Here is a 17,609-nt window from a genome sequence, read left to right as displayed (position 1 = left end):
TGAGAAGCACCTGAGACCGTCCTGTGCGCAACCCGTGGTTTTCCGGGCCGCGCGAACCGGTCAGCGCAGGCGCGCGGCCATGTCCTCGGGCGTGACGTCGTTGATCCAGACCGCCATGCCGGACTCGGAGCCCGCCAGGTACTTCAGTTTGTCCGCCGCCCGCAGTATGGAGAAGACCTCCAGGTGCAGCCACGCGAACTCCCGACCCTCGCGCACGGGGGCTTGGTGCCACGCGGCTATGTAAGGCAGTTCCCGGTTATAGAGACCGTCTAACCTACCCAACACTCTTAGGTACAGATCGGCGAAGTCATCACGCTCCGCGGGTGATAGAGCGGGTAGGTCGGGAACTTGGCGGTGTGGCACCAGGTGTACTTCGATCGGCCAACGCGCGGCGGCGGGGACGTAAGCGGTCCAGTGCTCGGAGGACGCCACTACGCGACTTCCGTCGGATCGTTCGTAGGCGAGGACTTCCCCGAGGACAGGCCCACCGTGCGCGCGGGCTACCGCGAGCATCTTCTCGGTGCGTGGTGTCACGAACGGGTAGCCATAGATCTGCCCGTGTGGGTGGCTGAGTGTCACGCCGATCTCATCGCCACGGTTCTCGAACGGGAAAACCTGCTCGACACCCGGTAGCGCTGACAGTGCCTCGGTGCGGTCGGCCCAAGCGTCTACGACAGTGCGTACGCGTGCGGGACTCAGTTGACCGAACGCGGAGTTGTGGTCGGACGTGAAGCACATGACCTCACACCGCCCGACTCCCGGTGCTCGCTCGACCAAACCGCGCTCCACCACCCCGATCGCGTTCTGCGCGAAGGAGGGGAACCTGTTCTCGAACACCACCACGTCGTAGTCGGCCTCCGGGATCTCCGTCGGCCGGTCCGGTGCGGACGGACACAGTGGACAGAGGTCGGCGGGCGGCTGGTACGTGCGGGTCTGCCGGTGGGCGGCGATCGCGGACCACTCGCCGGTCAGCGGGTCGCGGCGGATCTGCCCGGAGTTCTCGGTGGGCGGCAGGTCGCGGCGGTCGACAGCGGTGCGCGTCGGCGCGCCCGGGGTGTCGTCGAAGTAGATGATCTCCCGGCCGTCGGCGAGCCGCGCGCTGGTGCGCCTCACGCCTCCGCCTCGGCGAGTTCCCCGACCTCGGGCCGCGCCTCGGCCACCACGAGCTCGCCGACCCGGTCGCGCAGCACGGCGACGGCATCGGCGGGCAGGCCGTCGTCGGTGATGAGGACGTCCGCCTCGTCCAGCCGGGCGATGGTGGAGATGCCGACGACCCCCCACTTGGTGTGGTCGGCGATCACCACCAGCCGTCGCCCGGCGTCGACCAACGCGCGGTCGGTCTCGCTCTCGTTGATGTTCGGCGTCGTGAACCCCGGTCCCTCGGCCATGCCGTGCACACCGAGGAACACCATGTCCAGGTGCAGCGACTTGAGTGTCTGCACCGCGACCGGCCCGACCAGCGCGTCGGACGGGGTGCGGACGCCGCCGGTGAGCACGACGGTGCGGTCGCCGCGGCCGCCCGCGCGCAGCACGTCGGCGACCCGGATGGAGTTGGTGACCACGGTCAGCTCCGGCACCTCGTCGAGGAACCGGGCGAAGGTCCACGTGGTGGTGCCCGCGGAGATCCCGATCGCGGTGCCGGGCCGGATGAGCGCGGCGGCGTACGCGGAGATGGCTTCCTTCTGCGGCAGCGACCGCACGGACTTCGCCTCGAAACCGGGTTCGTGCGCGCTGGGCTGCCCGACCGCGGCGGTGGCACCCCCGTAGACCTTCTCCACCAGGCCGCGTTTGGCCAGCACGTCCAAGTCGCGGCGGATGGTCATGTCGGACACGCCGAGCCGGGCGACAAGGGCGTGCACCTGGACGGCGCCGGTGCGCCGTATCTCCTCCAGGATCACTTCCTGACGCTGACGAGCGAGCACAACACAATTCTACGCAGTCAAACGCTCGGTCTTGTTGGTCCGCGATGCGCTCTTACCCCGGTCGGCTCAATCCGGACTACCGGGCAGACGCATCGCCATCAGCGCGCCGCCGTCGACAGAACGTCCCGCGAACACAGACCCACCATGGCGTTCCGCGGCTTGTTTCACAATTGCCAGACCCAGCCCGGAGCCGGGCAGCGTGCGCGCTTCCTCCGACCGGTAAAACCGGTCGAAGACGTGCGGCAGGTCCTCGTCGCTGATGCCCGGTCCCGCGTCCGCGACTTGCAGGAACGCGAAACCGTCGCCCGCGGACGCCAGGTCGACGCGGACAACGCCGCCCGGCGGGCTGAACTTGACCGCGTTGTCCAGCAGGTTGAGCACCGCGCGTTCCAACGACGCCGCGTGTCCGATGAGGTGCCACGGCTGCAGCCGCACGTCGAACCGCACGTGGACCGCCCGCCTGCGCGCCCGGTCCAGGGCCTGCTCGACGACCTCGACCATCTCCACGTGTTCTTGCACCGACGGCGCGGCGTCCTCACGGGCCAGTTCGACCAGGTCGCCGATGAGCTGGGTCAGCTCGTCGAGCTGGGCGCGCAGGTCGTCCTGGATCTCGGAGCGGTCCAGCGCGGACAGCGTGGGCGCGCCGGGCGCCTCGGACGCCAGCAGCAGCTCCAGGTTGGTGCGCAACGAGGTCAGCGGCGTGCGCAGCTCGTGACCCGCGTCGGCGACCAGCCTGCGTTGTCGCTCCTGCGCTTCGGCGACGGCGCCCAGCATGGTGTTGAAGCTGTGCGTGAGCCGGGACAGCTCGTCGTCGCCCGCGACCGGAATCGGCCGCAACTCACCGGTTCGGGTGACGCGTTCGGCGGCGGCGGTGAGCCGCTGCACCGGCCGCAGGCTGCCCCGGGCGACCGCGGTGCCCGCCAGCGCGGCGACGATGATCCCGGACCCGCCGATCACGATCAGCACGACGGCCAGCTTGCTCATCGTGGTCTTCGTCGAGTCCAGCGGCTCCGCCAGCACCAGTGCGGTGTTGTCCAGGAAGGGGTAGTCGACGGCCAGCACCCGGGAGTCCGTGGCGGTGTCGGTGCGGACGTTCGAGGTCTTGTCGCCGGAGGCGACCTTCAGCTCGTCCGGCCCGACCGGCGGCCGGATCACCTGCTGGCGGATCGCGGACCGGCCGCTGCTGTCCACCACGTCGAACTTGATGTCGGACAGCTCCAGGAAGTACCGCGGGATCTGGGTGAACCCCTCGGCGACCACCTGGGTGTTGCTGACCATCGCGTCGGCCCGCGCCCGCAGGTTGTCGTCCACCTGCTGGTAGAGGCCGCGGTAGACGGTGATGTAGGCGCCGAGGGACACGAGGGCCACCGCACCGCCGACGCAGAACGCGGCGAGCAGGGTGATGCGGGACCGCAGCGACATCCGCTGCGCCGATGGTTCCCCCGGGTGGGTGACCGCCATCAGGGGGGCGTCTCGCGCAGCACGTAGCCGACGCCGCGGACGGTGTGGATCAGCCGCGGCTCACCGTCCGCCTCGGTCTTGCGGCGCAGGTACCCGACGTAGACCTCCAGCGCGTTGCCCGAGGTCGGGAAGTCGTAGCCCCACACCTCCTCCAGGATCCGGCCGCGGGTGAGCACCTGCTTCGGGTGCGACAGCAGCAGTTCCAGCAGCGCGAACTCGGTCCGGGTGAGGCTGATCGGGCGGTCGCCGCGGCGCACCTCGCGGGTGCCCGGGTCCAGCTCCAGGTCCGCGAAGCCCAGCGTCGGCTCGGCGGCGCTGGCCTGCTCGTGGACGGCCCTGCGCAGCAGCGCGCGCAGCCTGGCCAGCAGTTCCTCCAGCGCGAACGGCTTGGGCAGGTAGTCGTCGGCGCCCGCGTCGAGGCCCGCCACCCGGTCGGACACCAGGTCGCGCGCGGTGAGCACCAGGATCGGCAGGTCGTCGCCGACCCCGCGCAGCCGCCTGCACACCTCGAGCCCGTCCAGCCGGGGCATCATCACGTCGAGCACCATGGCGTCGGGCCGCTCGCCCGCGTCGCCGCCGGTGCCGAGCACCGACTCCAACGCCTGCTGGCCGTCGCTGGCGAGATCGACCTGGTAGCCGTTGAACTGCAGCGACCGCCGGAGTGACTCGCGCACGGCCCGGTCGTCGTCGACTACGAGGATGCGCATGCGGTCAGTGTTCCCTGTGCTGCTGAGACGCGCCTGAGAGTTCACCGGTCGAGCCCCCTGGCCACCGGCGCGTGCCACTGCCGCCACAACGACACCAACCGGATGGTGACGACAATCGCGGCGGCCGCGACGGTAACCGGCACCGCGGGCCACGCCACCCTGGCACCAACCACGACGACGACGGCCCCGGCGAGCGAGGCCAGTGCATAGATCTCACGGCGAAGGACGAGTGGGATCTCCCGCAGTAAGAGATCCCGCATGGCACCGCCGCCGATGCCCGCGGTCATCCCGATCAAGCAGGCCGTGTAAGCCGGGACGCCGGTCTTGAGCGCGGTAGCGGTACCGGAGACCGTGAACAGACCGAGCCCGATGGCGTCGGCGAGCAGCACGGCTCGCCGCAGCTTCGCGACCTGCGGGTGGAACCCGAAGACCGCGAGCGCCGCCGCGACCGGGACCAGCAGGTACGGCCAATCCCTGAGACTGGTCGGCGGGTGCACCCCGAGCAGGACGTCCCGGATCACGCCCCCGCCCAAGGCCGTGGTGAGCCCGAGGACGACGACGCCGAACACGTCGAGTCGCGCGCGGACGGCCGCCAGCGCCCCGGAGGCCGCGAAGACCACCAGGCCCGCCAGTTCCAGGACTACGAGCAGCACAAACGCGCAGGGTAGTGGGCGGGTCAGAAGGTCTCGGCCATGTGCACCGGGTGCGGCGCGCCGGTCAGCCGGTCGAGTGCCACCCCGGCCGCCGGGTCACCGGTGAGCAGCCCGGCCGTGCGCAGCGCGGCGGCGGTGGCCGAGCCCGCGTACCAGGGGCCCAGGGCGCGGGTGGTGAGCTGGAGCGCACCGCTACCGCCCGGTTCGGCGGCGACGACACCGTCCTCGTGGACGAGCCGCCAGCGACCGGACTGCCACGGCGCGTGCGGGTCGGCGACCTCGATGTCGACCGTGAACGGCTTCGACTCCGCGACGGCGGGCCAGCCGCGCGCGGCCACCGCCGCCGGGAGGTCGACGACGCGCAACATGAAGTCGTGGACCTCCAGGCCACGCCGCAGCCCGCCGGGGACAGCCAAGTCGAGGGTGTGGCCCAGGACACGGATGCGCGCGTCGGTGAGCGTTCCGGCCCACCCGGCGAGCTGACGGAGCAGGGCGTGCGCGGTATCGAGGTCGTCGGCGACCAGGTCATAGGCGCGCAAACGCTTGCCGTCTGGGCGGTCGGCGTTGAGGTAACCGCGGATCCCGTGTGGGCCTGGGGCGACCGTCACCACGTCTCGTTCGACTAACCAGGTCAGGTCAAAACCGGGGGCGGAGCGATCGATCATCCCGTCGACCGTTGACGCTGTCCGCAGGTAGCACTCGTGGATGTCATCCAGGTCCTCTTGGACCGCTGGGCGCAGGGCGACCGACGAGCGTGGAGTCGAGGCGAGACCTGAGAGGGTCAACAGCGCCAGTTCCGTCGTGCCGACGTGTTCCCAGCCGTAGCGCCGGTATGGGGGGATCACGTACGGGTATAGCGCCGAGATGACCTGCCCTGCCTCGCGCATGACGCTCAACGACTCGGTCAGCAACGAGCCCGCGACGCCGTTACCGCGCGCGTGGGGCTGCACGGCCACGCTCGCGATACCGCCCATCGGCACCGCTTTGCCGCCGAAGAACTGGTGGTAGGCCCAGATCCGCAGGAAGCCGACCAGGCCCGTGTCGTCGTCGGCGACAAGACCACGCCACGCGTCCGGATGCTCAGGCGGCGTGGCAGACCGCTGGGCGGGACCACCGAAGGCTAGTCGCCGCAACTGGTACGCGGCATCAGCATCTTCACGCGTGTACGGACGGACAGTCACCATGTGAAGAACCCTTGCCCCGTCTTGCGTCCCAGTTCACCCCGGGCGACCTTGTCACGCAGCAACTGCGGTGGCTCGAACCTCGGACCGAGTTCAGCGGCAAGGTGCTCGGCGATGGACAGCCGGACGTCCAAGCCGACGAGGTCGGTGAGCCGCAGCGGACCCATCGGCCACGCGTATCCCAGCCGCATGCCGGTGTCGATGTCCTCCGCCGTCGCGACCCCCTCCGCCAGCATCCGGATCGCCTCCAATCCGACGACGAGTCCAAGTCGTGACGTGGCGAAGCCGGGCGAGTCGCGCACCTCGATCACGGTCTTGCCAAGCGCCTCAGCCCACCCGCGCACGGTCGCGACGGTCTCGGCGGCCAATCCCGGGTGCAGCACCAGTTCCACCAGTGCCTGAACCGGGACCGGATTGAAGAAGTGCATCCCGATCACCCGCTCACCGGGCAACCCGCCGGCCAACTCGGTGATCGACAGCGACGACGTGTTGGATGCCAGCACCGCTCCCGGACACCGCCGCGCCACGGCGTCGAACACGGCGCGCTTGAGGTCCAGCTTCTCCGGCACCGCCTCGACCACCAGCGCGGTGTCCTCGGGCAACGCACCCAGGTCTTCCACTGTGGACAACCGGCCAAGCAGCTCGGTCGCGGACCGGTCGAGCTTGCCGCGTTCCTCGGCCTTGCGCAGCGAAGCCTCGACGTTGCTTAACCCCACCGCCGCCCTTACCGCGTCAGCCTCGGCAAGCACGACAGAACTACCGGCCGCGAGGAAAACATGGACGATGCCTGCGCCCATGGTCCCGCCGCCCACTACGGCAACAGTGTTGGGAACGCTCACGACAGCACCTCCGCGGCGAACATGGCGACAAGATCCAGCCCGCCGATCTCGGACAGGTTCGCCCCCGCCACCTGCCATTCAGGCGACTGCAGCGCGGCCTTCATCGCCGCTTCGTCCGCGAAGTACATCTCCGCCACCAGGTACGGTTCGCTCTCGCCGAGGAACCCCGGCACGAACACCCGCCGCACCTTCGCCACCTCGGTGCGCAGCAGGCCAGGGGTGTTGCCGACCAGGTCCAGGTGGCTGCCGAAGTACTTCTCGTCGAAGGCCCCGGGGTCGTCCGGTCGCCGGTACAGGGCGATGTACTTGATCACGGGTGTCTCCTCGGCACGTCAACGGGCTCCGACATTGGGCACCATAGTGTTCGTGCGGATCATCCTGCTGCGGCACGGCGAGAGCCTGGGCAACGTCGACGAGCTCGCCTACTGCCGCATCCCCGACCACGCCCTCCCCCTCACCCCCCGCGGCGAGGCGCAGGCCAGGGCCGAGGGCGCCCGCCTGCGCGCCGTCCTCGCCGGGCGCCCGGTCGCGGCCTACATCAGCCCGTACGTGCGGACCATGCGCACCTTCGAGTTGCTGAACCTCCCCGTGGAACGCCACGTCCAGGAACCCCGCCTACGCGAACAGGACTGGGGCAACCTGCAGGACCCGGTGGAGCAACAGGTCCAGAAGCAAAAACGCCACGAGTTCGGCCACTTCTTCTACCGCCTCGCCCACGGCGAATCCGGCGCCGACGTCGACGACCGCGTCGCCAGCTTCCTCACCGAACTGGAAACCCGCGTCGAACACGACCCCACCCACCCCGACACCGCCCTGGTCGTCTCCCACGGCCTGACCATGCGCCTGCTGTGCCGACGCATGTTCTCGTGGAGCATCGAACTCTTCGAGTCCCTGTCCAACCCACCCCACTGCGACCACCGCGTCCTCACCCTCACCAACGGCCGCTGGACCCTCGACCGCCCCTTCACCCAATGGCGCCCCTCCCCCGACACCACCACCCAACTCTGACCCCAACACCACCCCAAAGCCCAACCACCGCCCCCACGGCCCTTCACCCAATCCGGCACCCCCACCCCAAACCTCTTGCCAACCCACCCCCAACCCCCCAAGGGCGGCCCCCACCCTCCCGGGGGCAGCCCTCGATGCCAGTCTACCGGCAGGTACCGACAGTGGATCTTGGCTTGACCAGGGGAGAGTCTCTCCTGTGGATAACTCCTGTCGCTGAGACGGGTGAAAGTCCGCGAGAGGTCAAAGCGGGCCGATGTGACTTGACCTGCGGTTCGTCCCGGATCGCCCGGCTCCCCACAGCACGGCCCCACGGCGGTCAGCAAAAAACACAGGGACCCGCGACTACTCCGTTCGGGCCACGAGTCGCGTGGCGGGTAATCTTGCCGCACTGTGTCGCAGGCCACGAACGGGCCGCCGTTCGCTGAGGGACATGTCGAGGACGGTGTGGGGCACGACGACCGCGGGGCGACGACGGAGGCGTTGTTGGCGGACCAAGAGGTCCGCCTGCTCATCGACGCCGGTCGGGCGGAAGAGGCGAACACGCTGTTCGACCAGCTCTTGGCCAAGGTCCCGGCCGGGTTGGACCCGTGGGCGCGGGCCGCGATCCTGACTCGGCGGGCGGTGGCGGCGTGGCGGTTGCGGCGGATCCCGCTGGCGTTGGAGTTGGCCGCCGAGGGGTGGAGCGACATCGACGCGGAGCAGCCGCGGGGGTCGTTCGCGGCGGACACGTTGGGGCGGTTGGGGTATCTGCTGGAGGGGATCGGCCATCGCCGTGCGTCGTTGGACATGTGCCGGTTGGCGGTCGATGTCGCTCGAACCGGTGATGACCGGGAGATCCTCGCTCACTGTCTGCAGGGCCTGGGTGGGACGCTGAACTTCCGGGCGTGCGAGCTGCCCGAGGACCTGTCGATCGCGACCTTCCGTGAGGCCATCCCGCTGCTGGAGGAGGGCCTGTCGCTGCTCGACGAGGGTCGGATCCACCTGGCGCTGCTGGCGGCGTACGGGGCGTCGCTGGCCGGGGTCGGCGAGTTGGCGCGGTCGGAGCAGACGGCCAACGAGGCGTTGACGTTGGCGGCGCGGCAGGACAACAAGTGGGCGCGGTCGGTCGGCAACTGGGTGTTGTCGATGATCCGGCGCAGGCAGGGCCGGTTGGACCAGGCGAGCACATTCGGGCGGGTCGCCGTGGCGGAGGCCGACCGGATCAACGACACGTCGCTGCTGCAGCGGTACTCGCAGGACCTCGCCGACATCTGCCGCGACAACGGCGACGCGGTGGGTGAGGCGGAGGCGTTGCGGCGCAACATCGTGGCCCGGCGGACGGCGATGGAGACGCTGCAGGAGGGCCTCGGTCAGGCGTTGGAGCAGCGCAGGCTCGCGATCCGGGCGCAGCGGTTGGCGACGGCGGCGCAGGAGTTGGCGGCGCGCGACCCGTTGACGGGGTTGTCGAACCGGCTCGGTTTGGAGCGCACCGCACCCGGCATCCTGGAACGCGCTGTCGCGACGGGTCGCATCCCGTGGTTGGTGCTCATCGATGTCGACTGGTTCAAGGGCGTCAACGACGCCGCGGGGCACGCGGCCGGTGACGCCGCACTACGGGAAATCGCGCAGCTTCTACGCGCGGAGTGCCGTGGCGGGGATGTGATCGCGCGGTGGGCCGGTGACGAGTTCGTCGTGCTGCTTACCGACGCGGTGGTGGACCACTCGGAAGGCCGTACCAGTCCCGTCGGTGTGGCGGTGGCCGAGCGGATAAGGCAAGCCGTTGACCGCCACGACTGGATGGCGGTGTTGGGCAGCACGCAGCGGCCCACCGTGAGCATCGGCGTCGCGACCGGCCCGGACACCTTGGAGCGGTTGTTCGCCAATGCGGACGTGGCGCTGTACCGGGCGAAGCGGCACGGTCGCAACCGGGTCGAGGTGCACTCCCCGGCCGACGACTACGCGATCAAGCCGCCCCGGTAGGCCACCAGGGCCGCCTGCACCCGGTTCGCCGCGCCTATCTTGCCGAGCACGGCGGAGACGTACCCCTTAACGGTCGCCTCGGACAGGTGCAGTTGCTGGCCGATCTCGGCGTTGGACAGACCGTGCCCGACGAGGGTCACGACCTCCAACTCGCGGTCGGAGAGCATCGACAAGAGCCTGCGAGCCGGTTCCGCAGCGCGGGCGCCATCAGCGACGGTAGAGACAACGCGCGCGGCAACCTTGGGATCTAAGACAGCGCCACCGCGCGCCAAGTCCCGCACGGCCTTGATGAGGTGTCGGGGTTCGGTGTCTTTGAGCAGGAAGCCGCTCGCACCCACGCGTAGGGCCTCGCGGACATACTCGTCGACGTCGAAAGTCGTCAGCATGGACACGGCGGGCGGCTCAGGTAGCATCATCAGCCCGCGGAGGGCGTCTATGCCGTCCGAGGTGCGCATGCGGATGTCGAGCAGGGCCACGTTGGGGCGGTGTAACCGGGCCAGTTCGGTGACGTGGACACCGTCGTCGCACTCGGCCACGACCTCGATGTCGCCCGCGCTGGAGAGGATGGTCCGCAGACCCGACCGGACCAGGTCCTCGTCGTCCGCGATGAGAACTTTGATCACACGCGCCTCCTGAAGCGGCGTCCGCAGCCCAGTTCACAGGTCAAGCCATCACCAACTAGCAGTGTATGTCGTGAGATCTTACCCTGCGCCGTGCCGATCACACTTTGACAACCGGTGGCAAACCCGAACTCCTGTCGCGACTGTGCTACGCGCCGGTAACATCACCCGGCGTCACGCCTTCGCGAGAGGAGTCTCGGTATGGCCAAAGCCGCCCTGCCCGTGGCCTGCCTGCTGGTCGCGCTGACGATCACCCCACCACCGGTCTCGGCCGAACCGCACCGAACAGCCGCCAACGACTACTGCTCAGGCCAGTGCTCGGACATCGTGCCGCCGGGTGAGAACGGCAGCGCGACGCTCACCGAGATCCTGGCGCACAAAGCGTTCGGTGTCCGTCCCCGGCACTCGGACGACCAACTCGACCGCTACGACAGCCTCGCCAAGGGATACTCCACCCTGACCACCGACAAAATCAACGCGTTCTTCAACGACGCGTCGTTCGGGGTACCTGCTGGTCAGGTTGAGAGCACTCGCAAGCCGCGCGCGGATGTCACCATCGTGCGCGACAAGGCAACCGGCACACCACACGTCTACGGCACCACCCGCGCGGGTACGACGTTCGGCGCCGGTTATGCCGCCGCGCAGGACAGGTTGTTCCTGATGGACGTGTTGCGGCACGTCGGCCGCGGCCAGTTGACGCCGTTCGCGGGCGGTTCCGAGGCGAACCAGCAGCTTGAGCAGAGCTTCTTCGCCGCGGCCCCGTACACCGAGGCCGAGCTGCAGAGACAGGTCGACCAGGCCGCCGCGTCCGGCCCGGAGGGCGCGCAGTCCATGGCCGACGCGAAGTCTTACGTGGACGGGATCAACCAGTACATCACCGAGTCGTACAACGGCCGGTACTTCCCCGGCGAGTACGTGCTGCTCGGCCACATCGACCCGATCACCAACGCGGGCAAGATCGACCCGTTCACCCTGACCGACCTGGCCGTCGTCTCCGCGGTGATCGGCGCGCAGTTCGGTGGCGGCGGTGGCGGCGAGGTGCAGTCGGCCATCGCCAAGCTGGCCCTCCAGGAGCGCTATGGCGTTGTCCAGGGCGAGAAGGTGTGGCAGGGGCTGCGTTCCGAGGACGACCCCGAGCACGTCAAGACCATCCACAACGGACAGAGCTTCCCGTACGGCAAGACCCCCGCCAATCCGCAGGGGGCTGCTCTACCGGATAAGAGCTCTGTTGCGCCTCAACAGTTGGTGTTTGACCGTACGAGTTCAGCCGCTCCCGCACCTACCTGGCCCGGCTTAGACTCTGTGCGGGGGATATTCGACAAGGGTGTCTTGCCGGGCGACTTGTTGGAGAACAAGCACGGTATGTCCAACGCGCTACTGGTCTCTGGTTCGCATACCGCGAGCGGCCACCCGGTAGCCGTGTTCGGGCCGCAGACCGGGTACTTCGCACCACAGTTGCTGATGCTGGAGGAGCTGCAGGGTCCGGGCATCAGCGCGCGGGGTGCGTCGTTCGCCGGTATCAGCTTCTATGTGCTGCTGGGCCGCGGGCAGGACTACTCGTGGAGCGCTACGAGTTCGAGCCAGGACATCACGGACACCTACGCGGTCGAGCTGTGCTCACCAAACGGCAGTCCGGTGACGAAGGACAGCAACTACTACCTGTTCCGCGGCCAGTGCCTGCCCATGGATGTCGTGGAGCGCAAGAACTCCTGGTATTCGTCGGTAGGCAGCACGGCACCTGCGGGCTCTTACACGCTCCGGTCGTACAGGACCAAGTACGGACCCGTGACGTACAGGGCCACTGTCGGTGGTAAGCCCGTCGCGTACGCCGAGTTGCGGTCGACGTACATGCGCGAACTCGACGCGGTGACCGGGTTCCAGAAGTTCAACGACCCCGACGCGATCCACTCGGCGACCGACTTCCAGCGCGCGGCCTCGCACATCGGCTACACGTTCAACTGGTTCTACGCCGACTCCAAGGACATCGCTTACTACAACTCCGGCAACAACCCGGTGCGGCAACCGACCGTCGACCCAGCGATGCCCGTATGGGGCAACGCGGGGTATGACTGGGCTGGCTGGGACCCGGCGACCAACCTCGCGAACTACACCCCGTACGAGCAGCACCCGAACGTCGTCAACCAGGACTACCTGATCTCGTGGAACAACGGTCAGGCCCCGGGGACAGCGGCCGCAGGCTTGGAGCGGCAGTCGGTACACCGGGCGGATCTTCTCGACACACGCGTGAAGGCCCTGATTGCCAACGGCGGCAAGGTAGACCGAGCATCACTGACCAAGGCGATGGCGGAAGCCGCCCTTACCGACCTTCGCGCGGAGAGGGTGCTACCGCTGCTTCTTAGGGTCGTCGGCAACGGCGACTCGTCGACGTCAACGGCGATTACCGAACTGCGCCAGTGGCTCGCCGCGGGCGGCCGCCGCACCGAGACAACACAAGGCAGCAAGGTCTACGCCGACGCGGACGCCATCCGGATTCTTGACGCGTGGTGGCCTTTGCTGGTGAAGGCGGAGTTCGAACCGAGCATGGGTAACGCCGCCTACGCCGAGATGACCAAACGCGTGAAGGTCGACGAGACGCCCGCCAGCCACGAGGGTTCTTCGTTCCAAACCGGCTGGTGGGGCTATGTGAACAAAGACCTGCGCGCCGTGCTCGGCGACCCGGTGACCGCACCGTACGCCACGAAGTTCTGCGGCGGCGGTGACCTGGGCACGTGCAGGCAGGCCATGGTGGACAGCCTGCGCCAGGCCGTCGCCACCCCGAAGGAGCAGGTCTACCCGGCCGGGAGCGGGTGCGCCGCCGGTGACCAGTGGTGCTCCGACACGATCATCCACAACCCGCTGGGCGGCATCACCCAGAAACCGATCAGCTTCCAGAACCGACCGACGTTCCAGCAGGTCGTCGAGTACCCGAGCCACCGCTGACCAACGCCGATGGGGTCCTCGGCGACCGAGGACCCCATCGGCGTTCGCGCGGGTCAGGCCGCGCGCAGGGCGTCTCGCAGCTTCACCCGGGCGCCGCTGCGGGTCACCGCGTTGCTGTAGATGCGGCCCGCGAGCCACACCAGGGCGGGGATGAGCAGTACGACCAGGACCACGGCCAGGCCCGCCTCCCACACCGGGACCCCGCCCATGGCCAGCCGCATCGGCATCAGCGTCGGCGCGAACAGCGGGATGATCGACAGGACCTCGACCAGGTGGCTGCCCGGGTCGCTCGGCAGGATCGAGATGCCGAGCACGTAGCCGAGGATCACGAACATCAGCGGCGGCGTGATCACCCCGCCGACGTCCTCCTGCCGGGACACCAGCGCGCCGAGCGCGGCGAACACCAGCGAGTAGGCCACGAAACCGAGCAGGAACCACACGACCAGCCAGATCACCGTGCCGATCGCCGTCGACACCGACAGCGTCAGCACCCCGGTCGCCAGGCCCGCGGCGATGCCGACCCCGCCGATGATCAGCATCTGCAGCAGGCCGACCGCGCCGATGCCGAGGACCTTGCCCGCCATGAGCTGCCACGGTCGGATCGTGGCCAGCAGCAGCTCCACCACCCGGCTGGACTTCTCCTCGACCACGCCCTGGGCCACCGCCTGCCCGTTGATCAGCAGCGACATGTAGATCAGGATGCCCGCGATCATGCCGATGACGAGTTGCTGGCCGTTGTAGTCGTACGGCGGCTGCATCGGCTCGACCACGGCCTTGGCCCCGGCCACCTGCTGACCGATCCTGGTCGGGTCGCCGCCGAGGTCCTTGATCTCCTCGTTGAGCGCCAACTGCCCGGCCAGCACGTTGAGGACGTTGCGCAGCTTCTCGTCGATGTCCTTCTTGACCACCACGACGATCTTGCTGCCGTCCCCGACCAGCAGCGCGTCCAGGTCACCGCTGTCGACCTGGGACCGGCCTGCGGCCTCGGTGACCTCGCGGGTGTCGATGGTCTGCCCGATCGACGTCGCGGTCGCCTTCAGCGGCGCGGCCAGGGCGGCCGACCCGCCGGACACACCCACCGTGGCGTCCGACCCGCCCGCGGCGAACTTCATCACCAACGTGAACCCCACCAGCAACACCAACGTCGCCGCCGTGGTGATCCTGAAGGCCTTGGACCGCACCCTCGTGTTGATCTCCCGGTTCGCCACCAGGCCAACCGCCTGCCAGTCGCCCACCCGCACGTCCGCGCTCACGCCGCCACCGCCTCGGTGTGCTCCGACACGACGTTGCGGAACAGCTCGGTCAACGACTGCCTGCGCCTGCTGAACTCGGTCACCGGGCCGGTCGCCAACGCCGCCCGCAGCACCGCCTGGTCGTCGGCGCCGTCGCCGAGGTCCAACACCGTCCGCGTCCCGCTGTGCTCCACCACGGTGACTCCCGCCAGGCCGTCCGCCCACCCCGGCCGCGCGCCCGGCGCGTCCACCACGAGGTGCACGACGCCACCGGCACGCAGCGCGTCCACCGTGTCACACGCCACCATCTGTCCACTGCGAACGATCCCCACCCGGTGGCACAGCCGCTCCACCAGGTCCAACTGGTGGCTGGAGAACACCACCGGCACCCCCTGCGCCGCCTTGTCCAGCAAGACGGTGCTCATCACGTCCACCGCCACCGGGTCCAACCCGGAGAACGGCTCGTCCAACACCAGGATCGCCGGGTCGTGCACCAACGCGGCCGCCAACTGCACCCGCTGCTGGTTGCCGAGGCTCAACTTCTGCACCTCGTCATCCCGCCGCCCCGCCACCCCCAACCGCTCCGTCCACTCCTCGACCGCCCGCTTCGCCCCGGTCGCGCCCAGCCCGTGCAACCTGGCCAGGTACACCAGTTGTTCGCCCACCTTCATCTTCGGGTACAGCCCCCGCTCCTCCGGCATGTACCCGATGTGCCGCCGCGTCGCCAACGTGATCGGCTCCCCCGCCCACCGCACCACCCCGCTGTCCGCCGCCAACACCCCCAACGCGATCCGCATCGTGGTCGTCTTCCCGGCCCCGTTGGACCCGACGAACCCGAACAACTCCCCCGCCGCCACCGCGAACGTCATCTCCCGCAACGCCACGACGTCCCCGTACCGCTTGGAGACCCCATCGATCTCCAACCGCCGCTCCACCACCGTCGCTCCCTTCACCAGCCATGACCCCAGGCATCCTGCCCAAACCCGAGCAGACCGCCATCCGGAATGGCCCCTAGTGGACCACCCGCACCCCTCCCCTGGCGTCCACCCCCGGTACCACCCCACCACCACCCCCAGGCCCACCCCCGGTAGGGTGAGCCCGCCAGCCCTCGTAGCTCAGGGGATAGAGCATCGGTTTCCTAAACCGTGTGTCGCAGGTTCGAATCCTGCCGGGGGCACACAAAACATGGGCAACATCAGCAGTCGGTCGGTTAACGCTCGAAGACACCTACCAGGTGTGAGCGCCAGCTGGCCGATTGCTGCTGCCGAGGGCCCACCCGCACCTACCATCTAGCCTGGTCGTGCGCTAATCGAGCGTCAATAGTGTCGTGAGTAGTTGATTCGTTCCGTGTACGTGGCGTGGGTGCAGAGGATCTAGTCGGCTGATGTGGTCCACACGACCGGTTGGGGATCCTTGTTCCACTCGTCGAGCCAGCGTCGGACGTCGGCTCCAGTTAGATGGCGCTGCGATGGCGGACCGGCGCAGCTTGCGGGTGGTCAACTCGACGAATCAGCGCTCCACGAGGGTGAGCCAGAACTGCTGGTTCGAGGTGAAATGCAGGTGGATCCGCAGGTTGTGGATCAGCCGTTGCTTGACCTTGGGCGTCTTGCGAGTTGCGTGGTTGTCAGTACGAGGTGCAGGTCCAGTCCTTTCAGAACCAGGGCGTCGATCAGCGTCAGGACCGCAGGAATATCCTGGTGACGATGGCGCCGATAGTGCTGGGTGATCACCGAGCCGCTGCCGATGGCGAAGGCGGCGAAGAGACTGGTGGTGCCGTGCCGGACGTAGTCATGCGTCATCCGCGCCAGCGTGGTGGGCAGGATCGGCGCGGCCCGGTCGATCGCCTGCACCCGCGACTTCTCGTCGACCGTGAGCACCGGGGCGTTCTTCGGCGGGGCCAGATGCAGGCCCAGCACGTCGCCGACCTTATCCACCAACTGCGGGTCGGTGGACAGCTTCCAGGCCCGATTAAATGCGGCGCCAGCTCGGCCAGGGCTCGTCGGACGAGCCCTGCGGCCGGTCGGCGAGAATCCGCGTCTGCCACTTCGAGACCGTGTACCGCTAGACGAGTAATGCGAAAGTCGGTTAGTGGTCGTAGGCGGTCAGGGATCGGGTGAGGGGTTGGCCGGTGGCGCGGTTGTGTCAGATGGCGGCGGTCAGGGCCAGGAGGCGTTGGGCGACGCGGACGCCGACGCCCTCGATGGTGCGTCCGCCGTGCTGTTCGAGGTTCAATTGCCCTTTGAGGGTGTCGTTGACTGACTCGATGAGCTGGCGGATGGACTTGAGCAGCGGCTCACCGGGATGGGGCTGGCGGTTGCGGTAGGACGGTCGGATCAGCCGGACTCCGCGTTCGCTCAGGAAGCGGTCCAGTTCGTGGGAGATGTAGCCCTTGTCGGCGATGATCAGCAGGTCGGGGCGGTCGGCGAGCAGGTGGGGTTCGTGGTCGCAGATCGCCATGAGCGCCTGTCGATCGTCGATCTTCGGGTCGGCCAGGGCCCACGTGACGGGCAGCCCGGCCGGGGTGCAGACCAGGTGCAGGCGCAGGCCCCAGAACCAGCGGGAATGTGAGCGGCAGTAGCCGTACTTGGCCCAGCTGGCAAGCTCGGAGCGCTTGACCGTGGGCCGGGAGCGGCCGCACTCGACCGGGGTGGAGTCGACGATCCAGGTGGTGTCGGTCCACAGGTCGGTGTTGGCCGCCAGCCAGCGCATCACCTGTTTGACCAGGGGTAACGCCGCCCGCAAGCGGCGGTTGTAGCCGGACTGGCCGGGCAGGTAGCGGAACGCGCCGGGCATCCGGGTGGGCAGGAACCGCAACCAGCGGGCCTCGGAGGTGAACCCCAGCAACGCCTGGGCCACGGCCAGGGTGACCAGCTCGGCGTCGGTCAGCTTCGGTGGTCTGCCCGTCCGGCGCCGGCCCGCGAGGTGGTCGTCGATCGTGACGTAGAGTGCGGTGAGAAGGGTGTTCAGGTCTGTCGTCACAAACGGATCTTGGACACCTTGGTCTCAAGTGATCGGTGCGCCACCGTGTTTGACCAGTAGTTCGTTGAGTTTCTCGACGGGTTTGTGCCAGTCGAGGGTCTGGCGGGG

The 17,609-nt window shown here is 68.6% G+C and carries 16 protein-coding genes and 1 tRNA gene; 4 read left to right on the top strand and 13 right to left on the bottom strand.

Features of this window, described 5'->3' with window-relative positions; all coding sequences use genetic code 11:
* Window positions 1-60: 60 nt before the first annotated feature.
* From galT to H504_RS0110405, 8 genes are all read right to left on the bottom strand, one after another.
* The gene (gene galT, locus H504_RS0110440; RefSeq protein ID WP_026422727.1) at window positions 61-1,113 is read right to left on the bottom strand and encodes a galactose-1-phosphate uridylyltransferase; all 1,053 of its coding nucleotides are present in this window, start codon (window positions 1,111-1,113) and stop codon (window positions 61-63) included.
* Window positions 1,110-1,922 (bottom strand): DeoR/GlpR family DNA-binding transcription regulator, encoded by an 813-nt coding sequence (locus H504_RS0110435; protein ID WP_026422726.1) that lies wholly within the window; start codon window positions 1,920-1,922, stop codon window positions 1,110-1,112. Before H504_RS0110435 ends, galT begins: the two co-directional genes overlap by 4 nt.
* A gap of 66 nt (window positions 1,923-1,988) precedes the next feature.
* The gene (locus H504_RS0110430; protein ID WP_026422725.1) at window positions 1,989-3,383 is read right to left on the bottom strand and encodes a sensor histidine kinase; all 1,395 of its coding nucleotides are present in this window, start codon (window positions 3,381-3,383) and stop codon (window positions 1,989-1,991) included.
* On the bottom strand, window positions 3,383-4,090 hold the full coding sequence (locus tag H504_RS0110425) for a response regulator transcription factor (protein WP_026422724.1): 708 nt from the start codon (window positions 4,088-4,090) through the stop codon (window positions 3,383-3,385). The genes H504_RS0110430 and H504_RS0110425 overlap by 1 nt, the downstream gene beginning before the upstream one ends.
* Before the next feature lie 41 nt (window positions 4,091-4,131).
* Entirely contained in the window at window positions 4,132-4,743 is a 612-nt protein-coding gene (locus H504_RS0110420) for a trimeric intracellular cation channel family protein (protein WP_026422723.1), read from the bottom strand.
* Between the two features lie 23 nt (window positions 4,744-4,766).
* A complete protein-coding gene (locus H504_RS0110415) occupies window positions 4,767-5,927 on the bottom strand; it encodes a GNAT family N-acetyltransferase (RefSeq protein WP_051385706.1) in 1,161 nt (386 codons plus the stop codon).
* Window positions 5,921-6,763, bottom strand: coding sequence for a 3-hydroxyacyl-CoA dehydrogenase family protein (locus H504_RS0110410; protein WP_026422721.1), 843 nt, complete (start codon window positions 6,761-6,763; stop codon window positions 5,921-5,923). The genes H504_RS0110415 and H504_RS0110410 overlap by 7 nt, the downstream gene beginning before the upstream one ends.
* On the bottom strand, window positions 6,760-7,077 hold the full coding sequence (locus H504_RS0110405; protein ID WP_026422720.1) for an EthD family reductase: 318 nt from the start codon (window positions 7,075-7,077) through the stop codon (window positions 6,760-6,762). Before H504_RS0110405 ends, H504_RS0110410 begins: the two co-directional genes overlap by 4 nt.
* A gap of 52 nt (window positions 7,078-7,129) precedes the next feature.
* On the opposite strand from H504_RS0110405, the gene H504_RS0110400 reads away from it, so the two are divergent.
* Complete coding sequence (locus H504_RS0110400; RefSeq protein ID WP_026422719.1) at window positions 7,130-7,771, top strand: histidine phosphatase family protein; 642 nt, start codon at window positions 7,130-7,132, stop codon at window positions 7,769-7,771.
* Window positions 7,772-8,161: 390 nt separating this feature from the next.
* Entirely contained in the window at window positions 8,162-9,730 is a 1,569-nt protein-coding gene (locus tag H504_RS0110395) for a GGDEF domain-containing protein (RefSeq protein ID WP_245614172.1), read from the top strand.
* Here the strand turns inward: H504_RS0110395 and H504_RS0110390 are convergent.
* Window positions 9,706-10,353 (bottom strand): response regulator, encoded by a 648-nt coding sequence (locus tag H504_RS0110390; protein WP_026422717.1) that lies wholly within the window; start codon window positions 10,351-10,353, stop codon window positions 9,706-9,708. The genes H504_RS0110395 and H504_RS0110390 overlap by 25 nt on opposite strands.
* 198 nt (window positions 10,354-10,551) lie before the next feature.
* Here H504_RS0110390 and H504_RS0110385 point away from each other — a divergent pair, with 198 nt between their 5' ends.
* Entirely contained in the window at window positions 10,552-13,290 is a 2,739-nt protein-coding gene (locus tag H504_RS0110385; protein WP_026422716.1) for a penicillin acylase family protein, read from the top strand.
* A 53-nt stretch (window positions 13,291-13,343) separates the two neighbouring features.
* On the opposite strand, the gene H504_RS0110380 is transcribed toward H504_RS0110385, so the two are convergent.
* Window positions 13,344-14,543 (bottom strand): ABC transporter permease, encoded by a 1,200-nt coding sequence (locus tag H504_RS0110380; protein WP_084467524.1) that lies wholly within the window; start codon window positions 14,541-14,543, stop codon window positions 13,344-13,346.
* The gene (locus tag H504_RS0110375) at window positions 14,540-15,460 is read right to left on the bottom strand and encodes an ABC transporter ATP-binding protein (protein ID WP_026422714.1); all 921 of its coding nucleotides are present in this window, start codon (window positions 15,458-15,460) and stop codon (window positions 14,540-14,542) included. Before H504_RS0110375 ends, H504_RS0110380 begins: the two co-directional genes overlap by 4 nt.
* 166 nt (window positions 15,461-15,626) lie before the next feature.
* Here H504_RS0110375 and H504_RS0110370 point away from each other — a divergent pair.
* Window positions 15,627-15,699 (top strand) — tRNA-Arg (locus tag H504_RS0110370).
* Between the two features lie 403 nt (window positions 15,700-16,102).
* Here H504_RS0110370 and H504_RS38565 read toward each other — a convergent pair.
* Entirely contained in the window at window positions 16,103-16,438 is a 336-nt protein-coding gene (locus tag H504_RS38565; RefSeq protein ID WP_026422713.1) for a hypothetical protein, read from the bottom strand.
* 226 nt (window positions 16,439-16,664) lie between these two features.
* Complete coding sequence (locus tag H504_RS34365) at window positions 16,665-17,501, bottom strand: IS982 family transposase (protein WP_051385705.1); 837 nt, start codon at window positions 17,499-17,501, stop codon at window positions 16,665-16,667.
* Window positions 17,502-17,609: the final 108 nt, after the last annotated feature.

It is taken from the genome of Actinokineospora inagensis DSM 44258 (genome assembly GCF_000482865.1).
Taxonomy (GTDB): Bacteria; Actinomycetota; Actinomycetes; order Mycobacteriales; family Pseudonocardiaceae; genus Actinokineospora; species Actinokineospora inagensis.
This window is presented reverse-complemented; position numbering and strand designations above follow the sequence as displayed.

What these genes read in the sequence shown, in the direction of transcription:
- H504_RS0110430 (WP_026422725.1), bottom strand. Translation starts at nt 3,383, where the DNA reads ATGGCGGTCACCCACCCGGGGGAACCATCGGCGCAGCGGATGTCGCTG.
- H504_RS0110425 (WP_026422724.1), bottom strand. Translation starts at nt 4,090, where the DNA reads ATGCGCATCCTCGTAGTCGACGACGACCGGGCCGTGCGCGAGTCACTC.
- H504_RS0110415 (WP_051385706.1), bottom strand. Translation starts at nt 5,927, where the DNA reads ATGGTGACTGTCCGTCCGTACACGCGTGAAGATGCTGATGCCGCGTAC.
- H504_RS0110385 (WP_026422716.1), top strand. Translation starts at nt 10,552, where the DNA reads ATGGCCAAAGCCGCCCTGCCCGTGGCCTGCCTGCTGGTCGCGCTGACG.